A 23,388-nucleotide genomic window follows, 5' to 3' on the forward strand; every position below is an offset into this window, starting at 1 on the left:
AGCACACATGGCTGACCCCCTCATCGCAACAAGCGTCTTCGACAGACTGCTCAAGGACCGCATCATCTGGCTCGGGTCGGAGGTGCGCGACGAGAACGCGAACGAGATCTGCGCGAAGATCCTCCTGCTCGCCGCCGAGGACTCCGAGAAGGACATCTACCTCTACATCAACTCGCCGGGCGGCTCGATCACGGCCGGAATGGCGATCTACGACACGATGCAGTTCGTTCCGAACGACATCGTCACCGTCGGCATCGGCATGGCCGCGTCCATGGGGCAGCTGCTCCTGACCGCCGGCACGAAGGGCAAGCGTTACATCACGCCCAACGCCCGGGTTCTGCTGCACCAGCCGCACGGCGGGTTCGGCGGCACGGCCAGCGACATCCAGACGCAGGCGCAGCTGATCCTCGACATGAAGCGTCGTCTCGCCGAGATCACCGCGGCCCAGACCGGCAAGTCCGTCGAGCAGATCAACGCCGATGGCGACCGCGACCGGTGGTTCACCGCTCAGGAGGCGCTCGAGTACGGCTTCGTGGACCACATCCGCGAGTCGGCCACCGACGTCGTCGGCGGCGGCGGCACCGAGAACTGATCGACCGAAGGAGAAAGACAACGATGAACACACCCGCCTTCGGCCTTCCCCACGGTGCGGCGATGCCCTCGAGCCGGTACATCCTGCCGCAGTTCGAGGAGCGCACCGCCTACGGCTACAAGCGCCAGGACCCGTACAACAAGCTGTTCGAGGACCGCGTCATCTTCCTCGGCGTCCAGGTCGACGACGCATCGGCTGATGACGTGATGGCCCAGCTGCTCGTGCTCGAGTCGCAGGACCCGGACCGCGACATCATCATGTACATCAACTCGCCCGGTGGATCGTTCACCGCCATGACCGCGATCTACGACACCATGCAGTACGTGTCGCCCCAGATCCAGACGGTGGTGCTCGGTCAGGCGGCTTCGGCGGCGTCCGTCCTGCTCGCCGCCGGCGCCCCGGGCAAGCGTCTCGCGCTTCCGAACGCCCGCATCCTCATCCACCAGCCCGCCGTCGGCGAGGCCGGTCACGGTCAGGCGTCGGACATCGAGATCCAGGCGGCCGAGATCCTGCGCATGCGCACGTGGCTCGAGGAGACCATGGCGCGCCACACCAACCGCACGCAGGAGCAGGTCAACAAGGACATCGACCGCGACAAGATCCTCTCGGCACACGAGGCGATGGAGTACGGCATCGTCGACCAGGTGCTGACGTCGCGCAAGCGGACGCCTGCCGCGATCACCTCCTGAGCGAGGCGAGTTCACAGCGTATGGCCCCGGCGACGAGCCGGGGCCATACGCGTCATGGGGGCGGTTCGACTCGAAGGGCTCGCAAATCCGCGGGGATGTCTGCGGGAGAGGTTAGGCTCGGAGCACCACGTTCTCAGGTGAGCGATGGTTTCCGGCATCCAGGAGGGGTACATGGCTCGCATCGGTGAGAGTGCCGACCTGTTCAAGTGCTCGTTCTGCGGAAAGAGTCAGAAGCAGGTCCAGCAGCTGATCGCAGGACCCGGCGTCTACATCTGCGACGAGTGCGTCGAGCTGTGCAACGAGATCATCGAAGAGCGCATGGCCGAGTCGGGCGACGAGTCGGTCGCCGAGTTCGACCTCCCCAAGCCGCGCGAGATCTTCTCCTTCCTCGAGGAGTACGTCGTCGGGCAGGACCCGGCGAAGCGTGCGCTCTCGGTCGCGGTCTACAACCACTACAAGCGCGTGCGGGCACACTCGACCCTCCAGCCCGCCGAACAGCGCGCCGACGACGTCGAGATCGCCAAGAGCAACATCCTGCTGCTCGGTCCCACCGGCTGTGGCAAGACGTACCTGGCGCAGACGCTCGCGAAACGCCTCAACGTGCCTTTCGCCGTCGCCGATGCGACCGCGCTCACCGAGGCGGGCTATGTCGGTGAGGATGTCGAGAACATCCTGCTCAAGCTTCTGCAGGCGGCGGACTTCGACGTCAAGCGTGCGGAGACCGGCATCATCTACATCGACGAGGTCGACAAGATCGCACGCAAGGCGGAGAACCCGTCGATCACGCGCGATGTGTCGGGCGAGGGCGTGCAGCAGGCTCTGCTGAAGATCCTCGAGGGGACGGTGGCGTCCGTTCCCCCGCAGGGCGGACGCAAGCACCCGCACCAGGAGTTCATCCAAATCGACACGACCAACGTGCTGTTCATCGTCGCGGGCGCGTTCGCAGGCCTCGAGGAGATCATCTCGTCCCGTGTCGGCAAGCACGGCGTCGGCTTCGGCGCCCCGTTGCAGGAGAAGGACAAGGAGCTCGACCTCTTCCGCGAGGTCGAGCCGGAAGACCTGCACAAGTTCGGTCTCATCCCCGAGTTCATCGGCCGTCTCCCCGTCGTGACGTCGGTCGCACCGCTCGACCAGAAGGCGCTCATCGAGATCCTCACCGGTCCGAAGAACGCCTTCGTCAAGCAGTACCAGCGCATGTTCGAGCTCGACGGCGTAGAGCTCGAGTTCGAGGACGACGCGCTGCGCGCGATCGCCGATCTCGCCGTGGCGCGCAAGACCGGTGCCCGCGGCCTGCGCGCCATCCTCGAAGACGTTCTCGGTCCCATCATGTTCGAGATCCCGTCGGCCGACGATGTCGACAAGGTCATCGTGACGCGGGCCGCCGTCGATGACGGCGCTCCGCCCACGCTCGTCCTGCGGCAGAAGCGCAAGAGCGCCTGACGACCGAGCCGCGACGCCTGCGGCGGTGTCGGAGGTCCCGGTTAACCTGCCGGTATGGGACGCATCATCTTCGACACGGCGAGCTCGCTCGATGGCTTCATCGCCGACGGCGCGAACTCGCTCTCCTGGCTGTTCGCGGTCGACGGCGGCGACGAGCCCGACGCGAGTCTGCTCCCGGAGAACGCGGGCGTGCTCGTCGAGGGGTCCACGACTTACGAGTGGATACTCGCCGAGTCGGACATCCTCGCGCACCCCGAGCGATGGCAGGAGTTCCACGGCGATCGGCCGACCTTCGTGTTCACGACCCGCGAGCTTCCGCGTCCGGCGGGCGCGGACGTCAGGTTCGTGTCCGGGCCCGTGTCCGACGTGCTCGCGCGTATCCGAGAGGCCGCTGCGGGGCACGATGTGTGGGTCGTCGGCGGTGGCGACCTGGCCGGTCAGTTCTTCGACGCCGGTGCGCTCGACCAGATCGCAGTCTCTGTTGCGCCCGTGACGTTGGGTGGGGGAGCGCCCCTGCTTCCGCGCCGCATCGAGTCGGACCGGCTCTCGTTGCGCTCAGCAGAGCGGGTGGGAGCGTTCGCGCGCCTGGTCTACGACGTGATCCCCGGCGGTGGGCGCGACGCGCGAAGCGCTCCCACCGACGGACTCCTCGCCGCAGACGCGACCTAGGCGCTCAGCCCGCGGCGTGCGAGCAACGGCTCGATGCGGGCGTCACGGCCCCGGAAGTCACGGTATGCCTCGAGCGGATCCTTCGAACCGCCGACGCCGAGGAGGCGCTGACGGAAGCGATCCCCGTTCGAGCGGGTCAGCCCACCGTTCTCCTCGAACCATTCAACGGTGTCGGCGTCGAGAACCTCGCTCCAGATGTAGGAGTAGTACCCGGCGCTGTAGCCACCTGAGAAGATGTGCGCGAAGTAAGCGGACGAGTAGCGTGTCGGCACAGCGGAGTCATCGAGTCCGATGTCGGCGAGGGCCGCGGCTTCGAAGGCTGCCACGTCGGTGACAGCTGCTGCATCCTCCGCGCTGAGCGAGTGCCATGCGAGGTCCAGCCATGCGGCGGCGAGATACTCGCTCGTGGCGAATCCCTGGTTGAAGGTCCCCGAGGCTTCGAGGCGCTCGACGACGTCCGAGGCGAGCGGCTCACCGCTGTCGACGTGTCGGGCGTAGTTCGCCAGCACCTCGGGTCGGTAGATCCACATCTCGTTGACCTGGCTGGGAAACTCGACGAAGTCGCGGAAAACGCTGGTTCCGGCGAAGGTCGGGTAGGTGACCGTGGCGAACAAGCCGTGCAGCGCGTGCCCGAACTCATGGAAGAGCGTCGTCACCTCGTCGAGCGTCAGCAACGTCGGGGTGCCGGGGGAGGGCTTCGGGACATTCAGGTTGTTGAGGACGATCGGACTCGTCCCTCGTAGCGCCGACTGGGAGGCGATGGAGTTCATCCATGCACCGCCGCGCTTGGTGTCGCGCGTGTAGAGGTCGAGCACGAACAGTCCGAGGTGGGAGCCGTCCTCGTTCGAGACCTCGAACACACGCGCGTCCTCGTGGTACGCAGGCAGGTCATCGCGCTCACGGAACGTGATCCCGTAGAGACGTGTCGCGGCGAAGAAGACGCCGTCGCGCAGCACTCGTTCGGCCTCGAACCACGGGCGCAGCGCTGTCGTGTCGATGTCGAGCGTGCTCGCGCGCACGCGCTCCGTTGCGAATGCCCAATCCTCCGGCCCGACCTCGGCGCCGTCCAGGACCTCCTGCAGGGCCAGCTTCTCGCGCTGTGCGTTGCGTGCAGCAGGAGCGGCGAGCCGGCGCAGCAGCGCGGACACCGCTTCCGGGGAGCCCGCCGTCTGGTCGGAGGTGACGTAGGCCGCGTGCGAGGGGAAGCCGAGCAGCTCCGCGCGCTCGGCGCGGAGGCGGACGATTTCAAGCAGCACGGGGCGGTTGTCGTGGCGGCCGGGCCGAGAGCCGCGAGCGCGCGAGGCCTCGAGGATGCGGTGGCGGGACCGCGGGTTCGTGAGCGAGGCGAGCGCCGGGTGGCCCGTGAACAGCGTCAAGGTGATGACGTAGGCCTCCGGTCGCCCGCGATCGGCAGCCGCGCGCGCGGCGGCGGAGATCTCACCCTCGCTCAGCCCGTCGAGCTCCTCCCGCGACTCGAACACCACGGCCAGATCGTTCGTATCGGCGAGGAGATTCTTCTCGAAGGTCGTCGTGAGAACGGACAGTCGGCTGTTGAGCTCGGTCAGTCGCTGCTTAGCGCTGCTGTCGAGCCCGGCGCCCGCGTGGGTCATCTGCACGAACCGCCGCTCCAGCAGGTAGCGCTGCTCGGCCGTGAGTCCGAGATCATCCCGGCTCGCGTGCAGGCGCTCGATCCGGTCGTACAGGCGGGGATCGAGGAGGATCGCGTCGGAGTGCGCAGACATCAGCGGGGCGAGCTCCTCGTCGACGGCCTGCACCGCGGGAGTGGCGTCCGCAGAGCTGACCGTGTAAAAGACGCGCGCTACGTCGCCCAGAAGCCGGCCGCTCTCTTCCCATGCCACGACCGTGTTCTCGAACGTCGGAGGCTCGGTGCTGCCGGCGATCGCGTCGATCTCGCTCCGTTGCTGAGCGAAGGCCTCGCGGAAGGCGGGCAGGTAGTCATCGACGTCGATCTCTCGGTAGTCGGGGAGGCCCCACGCGAGTGACGAGGCGGTGAGAAGGGAATTCGAGGATGCCGACATGGCACAAGCCTACGATGTGTTCCAAAAATCATGTTGCAAAGAGGTGCTTGCAAAGATATCTTTGGACCCATGACCGAAGACAACGCCGAGAAGCGGACGCCTCGCGACATCCGCACGCTCGACTCGGGCGCGCTCCGTGCCCTCGCTCACCCCGTGCGCGTGCGTCTCTACGACATCCTGAGTCAGCAAGGCCCTCAGACGGCCAGCTCGCTCGCGGCGATGACGGGGGAGTCGTCCGGCTCGACGAGCTACCACCTGCGCGCTCTCGCGAAGCACGACCTCATTCGCGAGATCCCCGATCGGGGCACGGCGCGCGAGCGATGGTGGGAGCGGCCCACCGGCGGCGTGTCGTTCCCGGGTGCGGAGACGATGCGGACGCCGGCGGGCCGCGCCGCGACCCAGGTCGTCATGGGCGAGTTCCTTGATCGTCGACACGAGCAGCTCATGCGCTTCGTGGAGAGCACGTTGCGCGACGAACTCGACCCATGGGCCGATAACGCGCTCATCACCTCGGCCACCGTCTCGCTGACGGTCGAGCAGCTCCGCGAGGTGAACGCGCGCATTCAACGGGTCATCGACGACGTCGTCGACGAGTACCGCGTGGACCCGAACCCCGGCCCGGGTTCGTCCTCCGGACGCCGCATCGTCTCGCTGCGCGCCGAGGCGTTTCCGATCACGACAGAGAGCGACTGACGATGACCAGCGTGACTGCCTCCCGCACCCGCTCAGCCGACTCCGGGCGCCCCCGTCCGCTCGGGCGCAACTTCTCGCGACTGTGGACCGCCGCCGCGTTCAGCAACCTCGCGGACGGACTGGGCCGCACGGCGGTGCCCCTGATCGCCACGACACTCACGCGCGACCCGTTGCTGATCTCGTTGCTCGGCGCGTCCGCCTTCGTCCCGTGGCTCGTTTTCGGGGTGCCGGCCGGCGTCATCGTCGATCGGTTCGACCGGCGCCGTGTCATGGCGTTGGCGAACAGCGTGCGCGGCGCGGCCGCGGTCGGTCTGGCCGTGCTCACGGTCACGGGCAGTCTCGACATCGTGTGGCTGCTCGTGGGCACGCTCGTCTTCGGCTTCGGCGAGACCCTGTTCGACAACGCGACCAACGCGGTGATTCCGAGCGTCGTCGAGCGGGATCAGCTCGATCGGGCCAACGGGCGCATCCAGGCCGCGCAGATCACCATCGACAGCTTCGTGGCGCAGCCCGTCGCCGGCATTCTCTTCGCCGTCTCGCTCGCACTACCGCTGTGGCTCGGCGCCGCGGGTTACCTGGTGCCGATCGCGCTGGCGCTCCTTCTCCCGCTGGCCGCGGCGCGATCACGGGCTTCGGACGTCATCGGCGCGGTTCAGGGCGACGTCGTCGCCGGCGCCGTCCCCGAGCCCCTGCCGGCAGCACCGGACGTCGCCGTTCCCGCCGGGGAAGCGTTGCGCTACCTCTGGCGCCATCGGTTCCTGCGTGCCCTGGTCGTGTTCACGTCGGTCGTCGGCTGCGCCTTCGCTTTCGCGCAGGCTCCGACGCTGCTCTACTTCCTCGATGTCCACGGGGTACCCGAGTTCGCCATCGGGTTCGTCACGGCAGGTGTCGGGGTCGGTGCGCTCGCGGGCTCACTCCTCGCTGCGCGCATGGTCGCCCGCTGGGGCCGCGGCAACGTCATGTGGGGCGCGAACCTCGCCGCCGCAGCGTGCATGGTCGCCGTCGGGTTCGCCCCCGGAATCGTCGTCGCGGTCATCGCCTACGCGGGCATGGCGTTCGCGGTGTCGGTGTGGAATGTCCCGTGGGGTGCGCTGCGGCAGCAGATCATCCCGCCGGCGCTGTTCGGGCGCACTCTGGGCATCATCCGGACGCTCACCTGGGGACTCTTCCCCGTGGCGACGATCCTGGGCGGCCTGGTCGCGTCGATCGACCTGCGGCTGCCGTTCATCGCTGCGGGCGCTGTCTGCCTCACCGCGACGGCCGTGTGCACGCGCCTCATCCGCTCCGCGTCCGCGCAAAGCTCTCCCGCCGCGTCGGAGTGAGCGGCGGGAGAGCGGGGCGTCAGAACTCGTCGTCGTCGATCTGACCGACGACCGGTTCACCGGCGGCGTCGAGAGAGACCACGACACCGGTCTCGAGCTCGGCCACGGGGCGTCCCTCGAGCCAGGTCAGAGTCCACTTCGGACGCGGATCTGCGTCGAGCCCGCCGTCGACCGCGCGAACCCGGTCGCGGAAGGCGGCCGGCAGCGAGACGGGCGGCTCATCGCCGCTGGTCCACCGCGTTCCCAAACGCATCTCACGCCTCCTGAGGCGCGAGCTCGACGCGCTCCACGACCAGGTCGCCGTCACTGTCGAGGAGCTCGAGCTCGGCGATGCGTCCGACCGCCTTCAGGTCGCCCTCCGCGCGGCGCAGTCGCTCGATCGTCGCGGCATCCGCGCGCAGCGTCAGTACCGAGACGGGGGTCTTCTGCGAGGCCTTGGCTTCCGTCTTCGCCCGGCGGATGCCGATGAGCGCGGCGCTGGCCGCGGTGAGAACGGCCGGGTCGCCGTCGATGCCGCTCGCTTCCGGCCACGGTGCGGTGTGCACGGAGCCCTCCTCGAACCACGACCATGCCTCCTCTGCGGCGAAGGCGAGCACCGGGGCGAGCAGACGCAGCAGCGACGACAGCGCGAGTCGCAGTGCCAGCGCCGCCGACGCCTGACCCGCGTCGGAGCGGTCGTACGCGCGCTCCTTGACGAGCTCGAGGTAGTCGTCGCAGAAGGTCCAGAAGAACGCTTCCGTGATCTCGAGCGCGCGAGCGTGGTCGTAGGCCTCGAACGCCCGCGTGGCATCGACGATCACACGGTCGAGCGTTGCGAGCATGGCGGCGTCGAGGTCGTGGGTCACCGCCGCGCCCTCGGGCACGGGGAACGACAGCACGAACTTCGCGGCGTTCAGCACCTTGATGGCGAGACGGCGGCCGATCTTCACCTGCGTGGGGTTCTGCGGATCGAACGCGGCGTCGGAACCGAGGCGACTCGACGCGGCCCAGTAGCGGACCGCATCCGTGCCGTGCTGGGCGAGGATGTCGGCGGGGGTGACGACGTTTCCCTTCGACTTCGACATCTTCTTGCGGTCGGGGTCGACGATGAAACCGGAGATCGCGGCATCCGACCACGGTGCGCGGCCGTCTTCGAGAGCGCTGCGGAGCATCGTGGAGAACAGCCAGGTGCGGATGATGTCCTGCCCCTGCGGCCGCAGATCGAACGGCGCGACGAGCTGCCACAGCTCCTCGTCGCGCTGCCACCCGCCCGCGAGCTGCGGGGTCAGCGACGACGTCGCCCAGGTGTCGAAGATGTCGCGCTCGGCGTCGAACCCGCCCGGCACGCCGCGCTGCTCGGCGGTGTAGCCCGAGGGGACATCCGTGGTCGGGTCGATCGGGAGCTGGGCAGCATCGGGGGTGATGACGCGCTCGTAATCGCGTTCGCCGTTCTCATCGAGGCTGTACCAGATCGGGATCGGTACGCCGAAGAATCGCTGACGGGAGACGAGCCAGTCGCCGGTGAGACCGTTGGTCCAGTTCTCGTAGCGCACCCGCATGAAGTCGGGGTGCCACGACATCTCCTGACCGAGCGAGATGAGGCGCGCCCGGAGCTCTTCGTCGCGGGCGCCGTTGCGCAGGTACCACTGTCGGGTCGAGACGATCTCGAGCGGGCGATCGCCCTTCTCGAAGAACTTCACCGGGTGGCTGAAGGGCTTCGACACCTCGAGCAGCTCGCCCGATTCCTGCAGCAACTCCACCACGCGCTTCTTGGCGCTGAAGACGGTCTTCCCCGCCAGCTCGGCGTAGGCCGCGCGTGCGCCATCCGTGACGATGACGTCAGGCGCCTCGGCCACGATGCGACCGTCGTGGCCGAGGATCGTGCGGTTGGGCAGGTCGAGCTCGCGCCACCAGATGATGTCGGTGACGTCGCCGAACGTGCAGATCATCGCGATTCCCGAGCCCTTGTCGGGCTGAGCGAGGTGATGGGCGAGGACCGGCACCTCGACGTCGAAGAGCGGCGTGCGGACGGTCTTGCCGAAGTAGGGCTGGTAGCGCTCGTCATCGGGGTTCGCCACGAGGGCGACACACGCCGGAAGCAGTTCGGGCCGCGTCGTCTCGATGTGGATGTCGCCGCTGCCGTCGGTCTTGTGGAACGCGATGCGGTGATACGACGCCTGCTGCTCGCGATCCTCGAGTTCGGCCTGCGCGATGGCGGAGCGGAAGTCGATGTCCCACAGCGTGGGGGCCAGCGCCTGGTAGGCCTCGCCGCGCTCGAGGTTGCGCAGGAACGCGAGCTGGCTGGTGCGGATGGTCTCGTCCGAGATCGTCCGGTACGTCTGGGTCCAGTCGACGGAGAGCCCGAGCTGACGGAAGAGCGACTCGAACTGCTTCTCGTCCTCGATCGTCAGCTTCTCGCACAGCTCGATGAAGTTGCGACGGCTGATGGGCACCTGGTCGGCGGCACGGCTCGACTTGTTGTCGCCGCCCTCGAACGGCGGGACGAACGACTCGTCGTAGGGGAGAGTCGGGTCGCAGCGCACGCCGTAGTAGTTCTGGACGCGGCGCTCGGTGGGCAGGCCGTTGTCGTCCCAGCCCATCGGGTAGAAGACGCTCTTCCCGCGCATGCGCTCGAATCGCACCTTGAGGTCGGTGTGGGTGAACGAGAAGACGTGGCCGATGTGCAGCGACCCGGATGCCGTCGGGGGAGGCGTGTCGACGGAGAAGACGCCGCCGCGGCCGGTCTTCGCGGCACGCGCGCGGTCGAACAGGTAGGTGCCCTGCTCGGCCCACGCGGCGCCCCACTTCTGCTCGAGGCCTTCCAGAGCGGGCTTCTCGGGAATGTGCGCTGTCATGGGAACTCCTCGACGATATGTGCGGCACTGTGTGAGCGTGCCTGAGTGTGCGTCGTCCGAGTCTACCGGGGGTCAGAAGGCGGCTTCGATGGTCTCGTTGCCGTCGATGACCTTTCGCACCTCGTCGCTCGTGAAGGCTTCGATGAGTGCCTTCGTGGCAGGGGAGTCCGCCTCAGCCGAGGGGACCACGAGCTGAAGCGCGAAGCGGTCGTCGAGTTCGGTGAGCAGGCCGTCGTCCTGCGGCGTGAGGCCGAGCGCGGCGATGTGCGACGGCCACTGGAAGATCAGGTCGGCCTCGTCGTACGCCGTGTTCAACTGGTTGATCTCCAGCGACAGGAACTGGAGGTTCTTCGGGTTCTCCGCGACGTCGTCGAGGGTCGCTGTGTACGGGTCGATGCCCGGGGCGAGGTCGATGATGTCGGCGTCGGCCAGCAGCTTGAGCGCACGCGCGGTGTTCGACGAGTCGTTCGGGATGGCGACCGTGGCACCGTCGGGGAGCTGGCCGATGTCGGTCAGCGTCTTCGAGTAGAAGGCGATGACGAAGTTGTAGACGGGTTGGACCGCCTCGAGCGATGCCCCGTTCTTCTCGTTGAACTCCGTCATATACGGCGCGTGCTGCGAGAAGTTCGCGTCGATGTCGCCGGCAGCGAGCATGTTGTTGATCGTGACGTAGTCCGACACCGGAACGAGCTCGATCTCGTACCCGTCGGCGATCGCGGCTCCGGCAGCCTCGACGATGTCCGTCGCGGGGGCGGTCACCGCGCCCACGCGGAGCGTCGTGACCCCGGAATCCGTGTCTCCGGGCGAGCCGGCGCAGCCGGCGAGGAGTCCGGCGACCGCGAAGGTGGCGATGGCCGCCGAGGCGATGCGGGTGCGAAGGGTGCGAAGGGGCATGGGTTCTCCTTGTGAGAGCGGGTGGACGAGGGTCAACGGTGGTCGAGTCTGGTCGACAGGCGGTGACCGGCCGACTGGATGATCAGCACGACGACGAGGATGACCGCGATCGTGAAGTACATCAGCGGATAGTCGTACTCCTGATAGCCGTAGCGCAGCGCGAAGTCGCCGATGCCGCCACCGCCGACCACACCGAGCACGGTGGAATACGACAGCAGACTGATGGTTGCCGAGGTCAGCGCGTAGACGAGGCCGGGAACGGCCTCGGGAAGCAGGAAGCGCCGGACCGTCTGAGGCAGGGTCGCTCCCATCGTGCGCGCGACCCGGGGGATTCCGGGGCTGATCTCGCGCAGGATCTGCTCGACCAGACGTGCGTAGATCGCGACCGCGACGAAGCAGAGCGAGAACGTCGCCGCAGGAGTGCCGAACGTCGTCCCGTAGACGAGACGCGTCACCGGTACGAGGAACACGACCAGGAGGAGAAACGGGAAGGAGCGCACGACGTTGATGAAGAGGTTCCCAATCCACCACACGAACCGGTTCGGCGCAGCGCCGTCCCGTCGCGTCAGGTACACGAGCATCCCGAGGGGGAGTCCGAGGAGCACCGCCGCGGCCAGCGAGACGAGGAGCATGTACCCGGTCTCGCCGAGCGCCTCGAGCAGATCTCCGCCGCGGCGCTCGAGTGATTCGACCAGGCCGGTCATGCGCCCAACTCCCGCCGGGCGCGGTCGAGATAGCTCTCCCGGCCCTGATCCGATGCGGGCTCGACGTGCAGGATGTCGCGAAGCCGCCCGTGCTCGAACAGCGCGACGCGGTCGCAGACCCGCCGCACGACGGCCAGATCGTGCGTCACGACGACCACTGTCGTTCCGAACCGGTCCCGGGCCTCGCGGAGGAGCGCGAGCACGCCGTCGGTTGTGCTGGCGTCGAGCGAGGAGGTCGGCTCGTCGCAGAGCAGCACCTCGGGCCGGCCCACGAGCGCTCGGGCGATCCCGACGCGCTGACGCTGACCGCCGCTGAGCTCAGCCGGGTAGGCATCCTCACGACCGCCGAGACCGACGAAACGCAGCGTCTCGTCGACCGCGGCGCGTCGCTCATTCACACTCAGGCGGTCCCGGCGGTCGCGCAGTTCGAGGGCGAGCAGGACGTTCTGACGGACGGTGCGATTCGCCAGCAGGTGCACACCCTGGAAGACCACGCCGATCCGCCGGCGCAGATCCCGCAGCGCCGTCCGGCTGAGACCGGTCGGGTCCTGATCGAGCACCCTCACGGTTCCTGCGGTCGCGCTGATCTCGCCGGTGAGCAGAGCCAGGAGAGTGCTCTTGCCGGCACCGCTCTCGCCGATGACTCCGAAGATCTCGCGCGGAGATACAGCGAGATCGACGTCGGTGAGAGCGCGGGTTCCGCCGGGGTAGGTGACGCTCACGCCGCTGAGGGCGATCGGCGCGTCGGTCGGTGGCACGGGGCATCCCCTAATAGTTGGACGACGTTCAACTATAGTCGAAGCATGGTCACCCGGTACCGCACCTCTGCTTTCAACGACGACGGCGGCACGGGGGTCAGCCGCGTTCCGGACGGCCTGGAGGTCGCCGTGTCGAATCCATTGCAGCCGGGCCATGACACCGCCGCGAGCAATCCGGAGCAGCTGCTCGCGCTGGCCTGGTCGACGTGCCTCAACGCCACCGCGCAGGCGATCGTGGCGGGCCGCCACCGCACGAAGGCGCGGGTCGAGGTCGAGCTGCGCGACGCCGAGGGGCGCGCGGGGTACGAGTTCCTCGTGACGGCCTTCATCTCCGGCGAGGGGCTGGATGCCTCCGAGGCGGCGGAACTCGCCGCCGCAGCGCACGATCGCTGCCCGATCTCGCGCCTGTTGCGGGAATCGCCGCTCGCCGAGGTACGCGGCGAGGCCTGGTCGGCGTCCTGAGGAAGCGCCGTCAGCGATCGACGGCGAATCCGAGGTGGGGCATGTCCACGCCTCGGTAGTGCACCATGAACCGGCGGCGAACGGTCATGCCGAGGCGGATGGCGACGTTCATGGATGCGATGTTGGTGTCGCGGACCTTGGCCCAGATGGCCGGAGCACCGAGCTCGCGGAATCCCCAGTCCCGCGCCGCGACCGCGGCCTCGGTCGCGTAACCGCGGTGCCAGTGCGCCCGCTGGAAGAGGTAGCCGACCTCGAGCACCTCTTCGTCGCCGACGAACTGCCGCGTGATGCCGCACTGCCCGATCATGCCGGCCCCAGGGAGGTCGACGGCCCAGAGGCCGAACCCGTCCTCCTCGTAGCGACGAAGATTGCGCGCGAGCCACCGCGCGCTCTCGTCGTCGTCGAACGCCCCCTCGTAGGCGGTCATCGCGATGGGGTCGGTCAGTATCTCGCGGAGCGGGTCCAGATCGTCCTCGGTCATCAGCCGGAGGACCAGACGTTCGGTGCGGGCGATCATCGGCTCGGCTCCTCGGCGGACGCCTCATCGCGCACGTCCCATCCGAGCGCAGCGGCGAACGCGGGGGCATGCGCTTCGATCTGCCGACGCGATGCAGTGGCGCCCGTCAGCGCCCGGATGTCCGTGAAGGCGAGTGCTTCCAGGCCGCGGAGGTCGAGATCCGTGCTCGAGAGCGCACGGGAGTCGAACTCGTCGACCGTCGTGTCGACGAAACGGACCCGCTCGAGCATCGCGCCCGGGGCGTCGAGCGTTCCGATGCGGCAGTCGACGATGAGCACGTCGCGCAACGTCGCGGCGGGCACCGAGAGGTAGTCGATCCGGATGCCGCGGAGGATGACGCCGTCCCAGCGGGCACGCTGGGCGTCGAGTGTGCCGATCCGCCCACCGCTGAGGGTCACGGTGCGCCAGCTGCCGTCGCCCGAGCGGAATTCGGCCGTCGCGAGGTCGCGGATGGCCACGTCGGCGAGCACCGCGCCGGTGAGATCGAGCCGGTCGGGGGACCCGGCCTCGACGGCGCTCTCGCTCAGCCGTGCGTGGGCTCCGTCGACCGCCTCGCTGCCGAGTGCTATCGACGTCTCGACGAGATCGCCGTGTCTGGTGAGGACTCCGGGCTCGAGGTGACGCGGCAGGTCGGGTTCGCTCACCCGAGGGGGCGTGGGACGGGTACGAGGGCGGGCCATACGTTCAGCGTATGCCGACGGTATGATGGGCTCATCAGCACCGATCCGGCCATCACCGGGGAGCTCTCGGAAGAACGGCGGTCATCCGCCCAGTAGAACCGAGCGGGGCAGGCCCGTCACAGCCGCTGGGAGAGTGGCCCTCCGGGGCAAGCGGGGTGGTACCGCGGTCGCACGATCGTCCTCGCAGGAAGTCCGACCCTGCGAGAGAAGCCATGACCTATCCGAAGTCCTCCGCTTTCGGCCCCGCCGCCGACAGCGTCGTGCCGAGCCCCCGCTTCCCCGACGTCGAGCGCGACGTGCTCGCGTTCTGGGAGCGCGACGACACCTTCCGCAGCTCCATCGCGCGGCGCGAGGGGGCGCCCGAGTGGGTCTTCTACGACGGCCCACCGTTCGCGAACGGGCTCCCGCATTACGGCCATCTGCTCACGGGGTACGCGAAGGATGTCTTCCCTCGCTTCCAGACCATGCGCGGCAAGAAGGTCGACCGCGTCTTCGGCTGGGACACCCACGGGCTGCCCGCCGAACTTGAAGCGATGAAGCAGCTCGGGATCACCGAGAAGAGCGAGATCGAAGCGATGGGCATCGCCGCCTTCAACGACAAGGCGCGCTCATCCGTCCTCGAGTACACGCGCGAGTGGGAGGACTACGTCACCCGGCAGGCGCGGTGGGTCGACTTCGAACGCGGCTACAAGACGCTCGACACGGGCTTCATGGAGTCGGTGCTCTGGGCGTTCAAGGAGCTGTGGGACAAGGACCTCGCCTACGAGGGGCATCGCGTGCTGCCCTACTGCTGGCGCGACGAGACGCCCCTGTCGAACCACGAGCTGCGCATGGACGACGACGTCTACAAGATGCGCCAGGATCCGTCGGTGACCGTCACCTTCCCGTTCGTCGGGGCGAAGGCCGAGTCCCTCGGCCTCACCGGTGTGCGGGCTCTCGCGTGGACGACGACTCCGTGGACGCTGCCCACGAACCTCGCTCTCGCCGTCGGCCCCGACATCCGCTATGTCGTGCTGCCCGGCGGGCCGGCCGGCGCCGCCGACGTTCATGAGGACCGTGTCGAGGCCGACGCCCACCGCTACCTCCTCGCCGAAGACCTCCTCGCGGGCTACGCGAAGGACCTCGGGTACGGCGACGTCGACGAGGCGCGCGCCGCGATCGAGCGGACCGTTCTCGGCAGCGAGCTCGCCGACGTGCAGTACGACCGGCTCTTCGACTACTACGCGGACACCGACACCTGGGGAACGGGTTCCGCGTGGCGGGTGCTCGTCGACGACTACGTCACCACCACCGACGGCACCGGCATCGTCCACCAGGCCCCGGCCTACGGTGAGGACGACCAGCGCGTGACCGGCGCAGCCGGCATCCCGCTCATCATGAGCCTCGACGACGGCGGGCGCTTCCTCCCGCAGGTCACCGACGTCGCGGGGGAGTTGTGGATGGACGCCAACCGCCCGCTCATCCGCCTCCTGAAGGCCGAGGGCCGTCTCCTTCGCGAGGCAAGCTACGAGCACTCCTACCCGCACTGCTGGCGCTGCCGCAATCCGCTCATCTACAAGGCGGTGTCGAGCTGGTTCGTGCGCGTCACGGCGATCAAGGACCGCCTGCTCGAGCTCAACGAGCAGATCACGTGGGCACCCGAGAACGTCAAGCACGGGCAGTTCGGCAAGTGGCTCGAGGGCGCGCGCGACTGGTCCATCAGCCGCAACCGCTTCTGGGGCTCGCCGATCCCGGTCTGGAAGAGCGACGACCCCGAGTACCCGCGAACCGACGTGTACGGCTCGCTCGCCGACATCGAACGCGACTTCGGTCGCCTGCCGCGCAATGAGGCGGGCGAGGTCGACCTGCACCGGCCGTTCATCGATGACCTCACGCGTCCGAACCCCGACGACCCCACGGGCCGCTCGACGATGCGCCGCATCGAGGACGTCTTCGACGTATGGTTCGACTCCGGGTCGATGCCGTACGCGCAGGTGCACTACCCCTTCGAGAACCGGGAGTGGTTCGACGAGCACGCGCCGGCCGACTTCATCGTGGAGTACATCGGACAGACCCGCGGCTGGTTCTACGTCATGCATGTGCTCTCGGGTGCGCTGTTCGACCGGCCGGCGTTCTCGGGCGTCGCCTGCCACGGCATCGTGCTGGGCAGCGACGGTCAGAAGATGTCGAAGTCGCTGCGAAACTACCCGGACGTGTCCGAGGTCTTCGACCGCGACGGTTCCGACGCGATGCGGTGGTTCCTGATGGGCTCGTCGGTGCTCCGCGGCGGCAACCTCGTCGTCACCGAAGAGGGCATCCGGGCGGGCGTGCGGGAGTTCCTGCTTCCGCTGTGGAACACCTGGTACTTCTTCGCCACCTATGCCAACGCGGCCGGCGGTGAGGGCGGGGCCGGGTACGAGGCGCGGCGGCGGACCGACTCCACGAACGTGCTCGACCGCTACATCCTGGCGCTGACCGGCGACCTGGTGCGCGATGTCGCAGCCGACCTGGAGGCCCTCGACTCCACGATGGCCGCCGCCAAGCTGCGCGACTTCGCCGAAGCGCTCACGAACTGGTACATCCGCCGCTCCCGCGATCGCTTCTGGGTGGGCGTCGTGCCCGACGACGATTCCTCGACGGAGGCGTTCGACACCCTCTACACGGTGCTCGAGACGCTGACCCGGGTCGCGGCGCCGCTTCTGCCCCTCGTGAGCGAGCGTGTCTGGCAGGGCCTCACCGGCGGACGGAGCGTTCACCTGGAGGACTGGCCGGACGCGGACGAGTTCGCGCCCGCAGCCGACATCCGTTCGGCTATGGACGCCGTCCGCGAGGTCTCATCGGTGGCCAACGCTTTGCGCAAGAAGGAGGGCAAGCGCGTGCGCCTGCCGCTGCCTCAGCTCACGGTTGCGATGACTGACGCGGCGTCGCTGGAGCAGTTCGCCGACATCCTCCGCGACGAGCTCAACGTGAAGGATGTCGCTGTGGCCGAGCTTTCGGACGACCTCGCGGCCTCGTATGGCATCAGCCAGCGTCTCTCGGTCAATGCGCGCGCGGCCGGTCCACGACTGGGCAAGCAGGTGCAGCACGTCATCGCGGGTGCCCGGGCGGGCCTGTGGCGCGAGCAAGACGGTGTCGTGACCGTCGACGGCGTCGCGCTCGAGCCCGGCGAGTACGACCTGACCCTCGAAGCGGGAGGGGTGGCGGAAGGCACCGCGATCGCACTGCTGTCGGGGGGCGGGTTCGTCCTGCTCGACACCACCACGACCCCGGAGCTCGAGGCCGAGGGCCTGGCGCGCGACGTGATCCGCGCGGTGCAGGACACCCGGAAGGCCGCCGGCTTCGAAGTCAGCGACCGCATCCGGCTGATGCTGACGTTCGATTCCGACGAGGATGCCGCTGCTGTCGCATCGGCATTCGACGCCGCCGATGTGGCGGGCGAGACGCTGGCCCGCGAATGGGCGGTGCGCTCACGCACCTCGACCGTTGCCGAGTCTGCGGAGTCCGTCGCCGCGACCGAGCCCGACTTCGAGGCCGTGGTCGCGGCCAAGACCTACGCGAACAGGGGAGACCTCGCCGTGAGCGTCACCCGGCTGACAGGAGAGACCGCATGACCGATCAGGCCCGCGCCGACGCCGTATACACGGCGCTGCTGCAGCGTCAGGGGGAGCAGTGGGTGCAGCCCCGCGTCGAGCGGACACGACGCGTTCTCGAACTGCTGGACGACCCGCAGCGCACCTACCGCGTCGTGCACGTGACGGGAACGAACGGCAAGACGTCGACGAGCCGGATGATCGAGAGCCTCGTGCGCGCGCACGGGCTGCGCACCGGGCTCTTCACCAGCCCGCACCTCGAGCGCTTCACCGAGCGCATCCTGATCGACGGCGAGCCGATCGCCGACGCCGCGGTCGCCGACGCGTGGGACGAGATCGCTCCCTTCGTCGACCTCGTGGACGCTGAGCTGGATGCGGCGGGTGACGCTCCTCTGACGTTCTTCGAGCTGCTCACCGTCCTCGCCTTCGTCGCGTTCTCCGACGCGCCCGTCGATGTCGCGGTCATCGAGGTGGGCATGGGCGGATCGTGGGACTCGACCAACACCGCCGACGGGGACGTCGCCGTCATCGGCCCCGTCGCGCTCGACCACGCCGACCGCCTCGGCGAGACCATCGCCGAGATCGCCGCGGTCAAGGCGGGCATCATCAAGCCCGGCGCGGCGGTCGTCTCGGCCGTGCAGACACCCGAGGCGGCCGAGCAGATCCGAGCGCGCGCCGCGGAGGCGGCCGCCACCGTCGGGTTCGCCGGTGAAGAGTTCGGTCTGACCGCGCACAGCCTCGCCGTCGGCGGACAGCAGATCAGTGTTCGGGGGCGCGCGGGGGAGTACCCCGAGCTCTACCTGCCGCTTTACGGCTCTCACCAAGCCGAGAACGCCGCCCTCGCGGTCGCCGCGGTCGAAGCTCTCATCGGCGCCGAGGACCAGGCACTCCACGCGGAGGTCGTCGCGGACGGACTGGGCGCTGTCACCTCCCCGGGTCGCCTGCAGCTGCTCGGGATCAGTCCGACCGTGCTCGTCGACAGTGCGCACAATCCCCACGGCGCAGCGGCACTCGCGGCGGCGCTGCGCGAGTCGTTCGACTTCGACGAGTGGGGCATCGTGCTCGGTGTTCTGGGAGACAAGGACGCCGCGGGGATCGTCGAGGCCCTCGCACCGGTCGCCGCGCACGTGTTCGCGACCTCACCGGACTCGGAGCGCGCGTCGGAGCCGACCCTCGTCGCCGATCTTGCCGAGGAGCGCGGACTCGGGGTCACCGAGCACCGCGACCTCGTCGAAGCGGCCGAGGCCGCGCGCGAGTGGGCCGCGGCTGCGGAACGGCGCGCGGTGATCATCGCCGGTTCGGTCGTGCTCGCGGGCGAAGCGATCGCCCTCGCCGCCGCAGAGGACTGGAAGTCGGGATGGCAGGCGTGAGACGGCCTCGCGAGCGCCGACGTCGCGGTGCCGCGGAGTCGCTCGGATCGGTCGTCCTCGGTTTCGAATCCATCGTGGTCTTCCTCGGCGGACTGACCGTCTACGGACTCGGTGCGCTGCCGGAGGACGTCGCCGACTGGTGGGGAGTGGTCGCCGGGGCGGTCCTCGCCGTGGCGATGATCGTCACCTCAGGGCTGCTGCGGCACCGGTGGGGCATCCTCCTGGGCTGGCTGCTGCAGGTGGTCCTGGCTCTCGGGGTGTTCCTCGTGCCGGCGCTCGGGATCGTCGCGCTGGTTTTCGGCGGCATGTACGCGTATGCGACCATCAAGGGGGCTGCTCTCGACCGGCGGAACGCCGCCCTCGCAGCCGACGAATCGAACGGAGACTGACATGCCCACCGAAGAGACCCTCGTCCTCGTCAAGCCTGACGGTGTGGCCCGCGGCCTCACCGGCGCGATCCTCGCCCGCATCGAGGCGAAGGGCTACGCGCTCGTCGACATCCGGCTCGTCGAACCCGACCGGGAGGTGCTCGAGAAGCATTACGAGGAGCACGCCGGCAAGCCGTTCTACGAACCGCTGCTCGAGTTCATGCAGAGCGGCCCCTCGGTCGCCATCCGCTTGGCCGGCAATCGCGTCATCGAGGGCTTCCGCTCGCTCGCCGGAACCACCGACCCCACGACGGCCGCACCCGGTACGATCCGGGGCGACTTCGGACGCGACTGGGGCCTGGCCGTTCAGCAGAACCTCGTCCACGGCTCCGACAGCGCCGAGTCCGCCGCGCGCGAGCTCGAGATCTGGTTCGGCTGACCGACTCTGCGAAACGACGCCCGCCGGCCGACGTCACGACGTCGATCGGCGGGCGTCGTCGTCTCAGAGGAAGCCGATCCAGTCGAGCCGGATCTGTGCGATCACGGCGATGGCGACGTAGCTGAGCACGGCGAGAAGCGGCACCCAGCCGGTCAGAGTGGCGGCGATCCCTCGGCCTCGACGCGGCAGCGGCACGACGCCCGACCTGAGCAGGTGCAGGGTGACGGCGTAGAAGCTCGGGATGGTCACGAACCAAGTGACCATGCACCAGGGGCAGAGCGTTCCGAGAACGAAGATGCTCTGCGAGATCAGCCACACCACGAAGCCGAACGCGAACGCCATGCCGGCCCAGAAGAGCAGCCAGAACCACCGGGCGAAGCGTGCGCCCGCGAGGATCGCGGCGCCCACGACGATCGGCGCGACCCAGCCGGTGAGCCCCAGCAGCGGGTTGGGGAAGCCGAAGACCGAACCCTGGGCAGAGGTCAGGTTCGCCCCGCACTGCACGACGAGGTTAAAGTCGCATGATGCCGTGGCCGTGGCGTCTTCGAGCAGGTGGAGCCGCTCTGTCGTCAGCGCGAACGCTGCGATCCATCCGATGACGCCCGCGATCATCAGCCAGACGGCGAGTGCGACAGGGCGGGCGTGGCTACGGGGTGCGGACATGACCGCGATTATCCCATCGGCATCGATGACCCCGCCGTGAGCATCGGCCCCGTGTCCCACGAAGCGACGCGCGTAGTGCGATAATGGATGCCGATGCTCGTCTGCAGCCGCGCTGCGACAGGACATCACGAGAGACTTCGGGCAATGGCTGCCCACGCAGGCCGCGCCGAGAGCCGGCTGCACACCGAGTGAGTTCGCGGCTCGTCCTTCCGGGAGCGACGCCGCCAGAGATGTACCGGGTGGCGCGCGGTGCCGCCCGAAGAGGAGTACGCCAGTGATGGCCGATGATCGCAACGACAGCCCGACCCCCGATGAGCCCGCGAACGCGGTAGACCCCGCCGCAGCCGAGCTCGCTGACGCGGTGACGTCGATCGACGCCACCGAGGAGCACATCGACAGCGGGCGTGCCGCAGAGGATGCCGCGCCGGAACCCGGTTCCGGAATGACCGCGGAGACCGGCACCGAGGGGACGCCTGCCGCGCCCGAGTCCGCGTCCGTCGAGGAGGCCGCCCCCTCGGAGGAACCCGTCGTCCCCGCTGGCCAGCCGGCGCCCGCCGAAGAAGCTGAGGAGCCGGCCCCCGCTGAGGAGCCGGCGCCGACGGACGAGCCGGCGCCCACGGACGAGCCGGCCGCTTCCGGCCCGCCCACCGCGGTCTCGCTCGGCCTGTTGCCGGCGGAGTTCGTATCGGCGGTGTCCACCGCGCTGCACTTCTACGCGCCCGAGATCGCGCCTCTTCCCGCGCTGCCGGACGACACCGATGACGACGACAACGGATCCTCGTCGAGCTCGAGCAGCTCGCGCCGCCGTGGCCGTCGCCGCGGCGGGTCGAACGGCGACGAGGGCAATGAGCCCGCTCCGCGCCAGCGCGCCGTCGAGTTGATCACCGAGCCCCAGCGCATCAAGGGCTCCACTCGCCTGGAGGCGAAGAAGCAGCGTCGCCGGGACGGGCGGGAAGCCGGTCGTCGACGCACCGTCGTCACCGAGGCGGAGTTCCTCGCGCGGCGCGAAGCGGTCGACCGCGTCATGGTCGTGCGCTCGAAGAGCGGCCGCATCCAGATCGCCGTGCTCGAGGACAACGTGCTCGTCGAGCACTACGTCGCGCGCAACCAGGACGCTTCCCTCATCGGCAACGTCTACCTCGGCCGCGTGCAGAACGTCCTGCCGAGCATGGAAGCCGCGTTCGTCGACATCGGGCGTGGCCGCAACGCCGTGCTGTACTCGGGCGAGGTCGACTGGGATGCCGTCGAGACGGGCAACCAGCCCCGTCGCATCGAGCTCGCCTTGAAGTCGGGCGACCGCGTCCTCGTGCAGGTCACGAAGGACCCCGTCGGCCACAAGGGCGCGCGCCTCACCAGCCAGATCTCGTTGCCCGGCCGCTACCTCGTGTACGTCCCCGGCGGTGCGATGAACGGCATCTCTCGCAAGCTGCCCGACACCGAGCGGGCGCGTCTCAAGCGCATCCTCAAAGAGGTGCTCCCGGAGTCCTCGGGTGTGATCGTGCGCACCGCCGCCGAGGGCGCGACCGAGGATCAGCTGACGCGCGACGTTCAGCGCCTCACCTCGCAGTGGGAGCACATCAGCTCGCAGCTCGAGAAGATCCAGGCGCCGGCCCTCCTGCACTCCGAGCCCGATCTGCTGGTAAAGATCGTGCGCGACGTCTTCAACGAGGACTTCTCGCGAATGCTCATCCAGGGTGACGAGGCGTACTCGACGATCACCTCCTACCTCACCGGCGTCGCTCCCGATCTCCTCGAGCGCGTCGAGAAGTACGAGGACGAACAGGACCCGTTCGACGCGTTCCGCGTGACCGAACAGATCGAGAAGGCCCTCGACCGCAAGGTGTGGCTGCCTTCCGGAGGTTCGCTCGTGATCGACCGCACCGAAGCGATGACCGTGGTCGATGTCAACACCGGCAAGTTCGTCGGTTCCGGGGGCAACCTCGAAGAGACCGTCACGAAGAACAACCTGGAGGCTGCGGAAGAGATCGTCCGCCAGCTTCGTCTACGCGACATCGGCGGCATCATCGTCGTCGACTTCATCGACATGGTGCTCGAATCGAACCGCGATCTCGTGCTGCGGCGCCTCATCGAATGCCTGAGCCGCGACCGCACCAAGCATCAGGTCGCGGAGGTCACCTCTCTCGGTCTCGTCCAGATGACGCGCAAGAAGCTGGGCCTCGGGTTGCTGGAGACATTCAGCGAGGCGTGCGACGTATGTGCTGGCCGCGGGGTCATCGTTCACCACGACCCGGTCGTCAAGCACCGCGGTGGCGGAGTTCAGGGCGGCAACGGCAACGGCTCGGCGCGGCGCGGTCGCGGCGGCGGCAACGCGGCACCGGCTCCCGCGAACGGTGGCACCCACGTCATCACCGAGGGCGCGAAGTCGGCCCTGGCGCAGATCGCTGCCTCGACGATCCAGGCGACCGCGGCCGATGAGGATGCCGAGATCATCGCGGCTCCCGTCGAGGCCGAGCCCGCGCCCGTCGAGCGCCCGAAGAAGCCCCGTCGCAAGAAGGCCGAGCCCAAGGCGCCGCGGACCGAGAAGGATCTTCTCCTCGATTCGGTCCTCAACGCGCTTCCCGAGCCCAAGGCGCCCGGTCAGGGACGAGGACGTCGTCGCGTGACCACGGCCGCCCTCAGCGGCACCCCGGTGTCGGCTGCGCCGGCTTCGGACGACTGACGCCCA

Annotated in this window: 21 protein-coding genes; 12 read left to right on the top strand and 9 right to left on the bottom strand. The window is 68.7% G+C overall.

Going from position 1 to position 23,388, the window contains the following annotated elements; all coding sequences use genetic code 11:
* Positions 1–7: 7 nt before the first annotated feature.
* From DO944_RS03525 to DO944_RS03540, 4 genes are all read left to right on the top strand, one after another.
* Positions 8–592 carry an ATP-dependent Clp protease proteolytic subunit gene (locus DO944_RS03525; RefSeq protein ID WP_023950833.1) on the top strand — a complete coding sequence of 195 codons (585 nt, stop codon included), beginning with the start codon at positions 8–10 and terminating at the stop codon, positions 590–592.
* Between the two features lie 23 nt (positions 593–615).
* Positions 616–1,281 carry an ATP-dependent Clp protease proteolytic subunit gene (locus DO944_RS03530; RefSeq protein WP_023950830.1) on the top strand — a complete coding sequence of 222 codons (666 nt, stop codon included), beginning with the start codon at positions 616–618 and terminating at the stop codon, positions 1,279–1,281.
* Between the two features lie 171 nt (positions 1,282–1,452).
* The gene (clpX, locus tag DO944_RS03535) at positions 1,453–2,721 is read left to right on the top strand and encodes an ATP-dependent Clp protease ATP-binding subunit ClpX (RefSeq protein ID WP_112614674.1); all 1,269 of its coding nucleotides are present in this window, start codon (positions 1,453–1,455) and stop codon (positions 2,719–2,721) included.
* Between the two features lie 54 nt (positions 2,722–2,775).
* Complete coding sequence (locus DO944_RS03540; RefSeq protein WP_112614676.1) at positions 2,776–3,390, top strand: dihydrofolate reductase family protein; 615 nt, start codon at positions 2,776–2,778, stop codon at positions 3,388–3,390.
* Here the strand turns inward: DO944_RS03540 and DO944_RS03545 are convergent.
* Positions 3,387–5,429, bottom strand: a complete 2,043-nt coding sequence (locus DO944_RS03545) for a M3 family metallopeptidase (RefSeq protein WP_112614678.1) — start codon at positions 5,427–5,429, stop codon at positions 3,387–3,389. The genes DO944_RS03540 and DO944_RS03545 overlap by 4 nt on opposite strands.
* Before the next feature lie 69 nt (positions 5,430–5,498).
* Between DO944_RS03545 and DO944_RS03550 the strand changes: the two genes are divergently transcribed.
* A complete protein-coding gene (locus DO944_RS03550) occupies positions 5,499–6,122 on the top strand; it encodes a helix-turn-helix domain-containing protein (RefSeq protein WP_112614680.1) in 624 nt (207 codons plus the stop codon).
* Between the two features lie 2 nt (positions 6,123–6,124).
* Positions 6,125–7,444, top strand: a complete 1,320-nt coding sequence (locus DO944_RS03555) for an MFS transporter (protein ID WP_112614682.1) — start codon at positions 6,125–6,127, stop codon at positions 7,442–7,444.
* Positions 7,445–7,463: 19 nt separating this feature from the next.
* Here the strand turns inward: DO944_RS03555 and DO944_RS03560 are convergent, their stop codons facing one another.
* From DO944_RS03560 to DO944_RS03580, 5 genes are all read right to left on the bottom strand, one after another.
* The gene (locus DO944_RS03560) at positions 7,464–7,697 is read right to left on the bottom strand and encodes a hypothetical protein (RefSeq protein WP_112614684.1); all 234 of its coding nucleotides are present in this window, start codon (positions 7,695–7,697) and stop codon (positions 7,464–7,466) included.
* A gap of 1 nt (position 7,698) precedes the next feature.
* A complete protein-coding gene (gene valS, locus DO944_RS03565) occupies positions 7,699–10,278 on the bottom strand; it encodes a valine--tRNA ligase (protein ID WP_112614686.1) in 2,580 nt (859 codons plus the stop codon).
* A gap of 72 nt (positions 10,279–10,350) precedes the next feature.
* Positions 10,351–11,172 carry a MetQ/NlpA family ABC transporter substrate-binding protein gene (locus tag DO944_RS03570; protein WP_112614688.1) on the bottom strand — a complete coding sequence of 274 codons (822 nt, stop codon included), beginning with the start codon at positions 11,170–11,172 and terminating at the stop codon, positions 10,351–10,353.
* Positions 11,173–11,204: 32 nt separating this feature from the next.
* On the bottom strand, positions 11,205–11,876 hold the full coding sequence (locus tag DO944_RS03575; RefSeq protein ID WP_112614690.1) for a methionine ABC transporter permease: 672 nt from the start codon (positions 11,874–11,876) through the stop codon (positions 11,205–11,207).
* Positions 11,873–12,634 carry a methionine ABC transporter ATP-binding protein gene (locus DO944_RS03580; RefSeq protein ID WP_258524550.1) on the bottom strand — a complete coding sequence of 254 codons (762 nt, stop codon included), beginning with the start codon at positions 12,632–12,634 and terminating at the stop codon, positions 11,873–11,875. The genes DO944_RS03575 and DO944_RS03580 overlap by 4 nt, the downstream gene beginning before the upstream one ends.
* A gap of 45 nt (positions 12,635–12,679) precedes the next feature.
* Here DO944_RS03580 and DO944_RS03585 point away from each other — a divergent pair, with 45 nt between their 5' ends.
* Positions 12,680–13,096, top strand: a complete 417-nt coding sequence (locus DO944_RS03585; protein ID WP_112614694.1) for an OsmC family protein — start codon at positions 12,680–12,682, stop codon at positions 13,094–13,096.
* 10 nt (positions 13,097–13,106) lie between these two features.
* On the opposite strand, the gene DO944_RS03590 is transcribed toward DO944_RS03585, so the two are convergent.
* Positions 13,107–13,613, bottom strand: a complete 507-nt coding sequence (locus DO944_RS03590) for a GNAT family N-acetyltransferase (RefSeq protein WP_112614696.1) — start codon at positions 13,611–13,613, stop codon at positions 13,107–13,109.
* The gene (locus DO944_RS03595) at positions 13,610–14,293 is read right to left on the bottom strand and encodes a hypothetical protein (RefSeq protein WP_112614698.1); all 684 of its coding nucleotides are present in this window, start codon (positions 14,291–14,293) and stop codon (positions 13,610–13,612) included. The genes DO944_RS03590 and DO944_RS03595 overlap by 4 nt, the downstream gene beginning before the upstream one ends.
* Positions 14,294–14,505: 212 nt before the next feature.
* Here DO944_RS03595 and ileS point away from each other — a divergent pair, with 212 nt between their 5' ends.
* From ileS to ndk, 4 genes are read left to right on the top strand one after another with little or no spacing between them, the layout of a single operon-like run.
* A complete protein-coding gene (gene ileS, locus DO944_RS03600) occupies positions 14,506–17,883 on the top strand; it encodes an isoleucine--tRNA ligase (protein ID WP_112614700.1) in 3,378 nt (1,125 codons plus the stop codon).
* A complete protein-coding gene (locus DO944_RS03605) occupies positions 17,880–19,232 on the top strand; it encodes a folylpolyglutamate synthase/dihydrofolate synthase family protein (RefSeq protein ID WP_112614702.1) in 1,353 nt (450 codons plus the stop codon). Before ileS ends, DO944_RS03605 begins: the two co-directional genes overlap by 4 nt.
* On the top strand, positions 19,220–19,621 hold the full coding sequence (locus DO944_RS03610; protein ID WP_112614704.1) for a DUF4233 domain-containing protein: 402 nt from the start codon (positions 19,220–19,222) through the stop codon (positions 19,619–19,621). Before DO944_RS03605 ends, DO944_RS03610 begins: the two co-directional genes overlap by 13 nt.
* A gap of 1 nt (position 19,622) precedes the next feature.
* Positions 19,623–20,039, top strand: a complete 417-nt coding sequence (gene ndk / locus DO944_RS03615; protein ID WP_112614706.1) for a nucleoside-diphosphate kinase — start codon at positions 19,623–19,625, stop codon at positions 20,037–20,039.
* 63 nt (positions 20,040–20,102) lie between these two features.
* Here ndk and DO944_RS03620 read toward each other — a convergent pair whose 3' ends face one another.
* Positions 20,103–20,702: a vitamin K epoxide reductase family protein gene (locus tag DO944_RS03620; protein WP_112614708.1), complete on the bottom strand. Its 600-nt coding sequence runs from the start codon at positions 20,700–20,702 to the stop codon at positions 20,103–20,105.
* Positions 20,703–20,979: 277 nt separating this feature from the next.
* Between DO944_RS03620 and DO944_RS03625 the strand changes: the two genes are divergently transcribed.
* On the top strand, positions 20,980–23,382 hold the full coding sequence (locus tag DO944_RS03625; RefSeq protein ID WP_181574145.1) for an Rne/Rng family ribonuclease: 2,403 nt from the start codon (positions 20,980–20,982) through the stop codon (positions 23,380–23,382).
* The last annotated feature ends 6 nt before the right edge of the window (positions 23,383–23,388 follow it).

It is taken from the genome of Microbacterium sp. SMR1, assembly GCF_003289625.1.
GTDB classification, from domain to species: domain Bacteria; phylum Actinomycetota; class Actinomycetes; order Actinomycetales; family Microbacteriaceae; genus Microbacterium; species Microbacterium plantarum.

Bases quoted from the DNA above. Each gene is read 5' to 3' on its own strand.
- DO944_RS03525 (WP_023950833.1), top strand. From the start codon at position 8: ATGGCTGACCCCCTCATCGCAACAAGCGTCTTCGACAGACTGCTCAAG.
- DO944_RS03530 (WP_023950830.1), top strand. From the start codon at position 616: ATGAACACACCCGCCTTCGGCCTTCCCCACGGTGCGGCGATGCCCTCG.
- clpX (WP_112614674.1), top strand. From the start codon at position 1,453: ATGGCTCGCATCGGTGAGAGTGCCGACCTGTTCAAGTGCTCGTTCTGC.
- DO944_RS03540 (WP_112614676.1), top strand. From the start codon at position 2,776: ATGGGACGCATCATCTTCGACACGGCGAGCTCGCTCGATGGCTTCATC.
- DO944_RS03545 (WP_112614678.1), bottom strand. From the start codon at position 5,429: ATGTCGGCATCCTCGAATTCCCTTCTCACCGCCTCGTCACTCGCGTGG.
- DO944_RS03550 (WP_112614680.1), top strand. From the start codon at position 5,499: ATGACCGAAGACAACGCCGAGAAGCGGACGCCTCGCGACATCCGCACG.
- DO944_RS03555 (WP_112614682.1), top strand. From the start codon at position 6,125: ATGACCAGCGTGACTGCCTCCCGCACCCGCTCAGCCGACTCCGGGCGC.
- DO944_RS03560 (WP_112614684.1), bottom strand. From the start codon at position 7,697: ATGCGTTTGGGAACGCGGTGGACCAGCGGCGATGAGCCGCCCGTCTCG.
- valS (WP_112614686.1), bottom strand. From the start codon at position 10,278: ATGACAGCGCACATTCCCGAGAAGCCCGCTCTGGAAGGCCTCGAGCAG.
- DO944_RS03570 (WP_112614688.1), bottom strand. From the start codon at position 11,172: ATGCCCCTTCGCACCCTTCGCACCCGCATCGCCTCGGCGGCCATCGCC.
- DO944_RS03575 (WP_112614690.1), bottom strand. From the start codon at position 11,876: ATGACCGGCCTGGTCGAATCACTCGAGCGCCGCGGCGGAGATCTGCTC.
- DO944_RS03585 (WP_112614694.1), top strand. From the start codon at position 12,680: ATGGTCACCCGGTACCGCACCTCTGCTTTCAACGACGACGGCGGCACG.
- DO944_RS03590 (WP_112614696.1), bottom strand. From the start codon at position 13,613: ATGATCGCCCGCACCGAACGTCTGGTCCTCCGGCTGATGACCGAGGAC.
- DO944_RS03595 (WP_112614698.1), bottom strand. From the start codon at position 14,293: ATGGCCCGCCCTCGTACCCGTCCCACGCCCCCTCGGGTGAGCGAACCC.
- ileS (WP_112614700.1), top strand. From the start codon at position 14,506: ATGACCTATCCGAAGTCCTCCGCTTTCGGCCCCGCCGCCGACAGCGTC.
- DO944_RS03605 (WP_112614702.1), top strand. From the start codon at position 17,880: ATGACCGATCAGGCCCGCGCCGACGCCGTATACACGGCGCTGCTGCAG.
- DO944_RS03610 (WP_112614704.1), top strand. From the start codon at position 19,220: ATGGCAGGCGTGAGACGGCCTCGCGAGCGCCGACGTCGCGGTGCCGCG.
- ndk (WP_112614706.1), top strand. From the start codon at position 19,623: ATGCCCACCGAAGAGACCCTCGTCCTCGTCAAGCCTGACGGTGTGGCC.
- DO944_RS03620 (WP_112614708.1), bottom strand. From the start codon at position 20,702: ATGTCCGCACCCCGTAGCCACGCCCGCCCTGTCGCACTCGCCGTCTGG.
- DO944_RS03625 (WP_181574145.1), top strand. From the start codon at position 20,980: ATGGCCGATGATCGCAACGACAGCCCGACCCCCGATGAGCCCGCGAAC.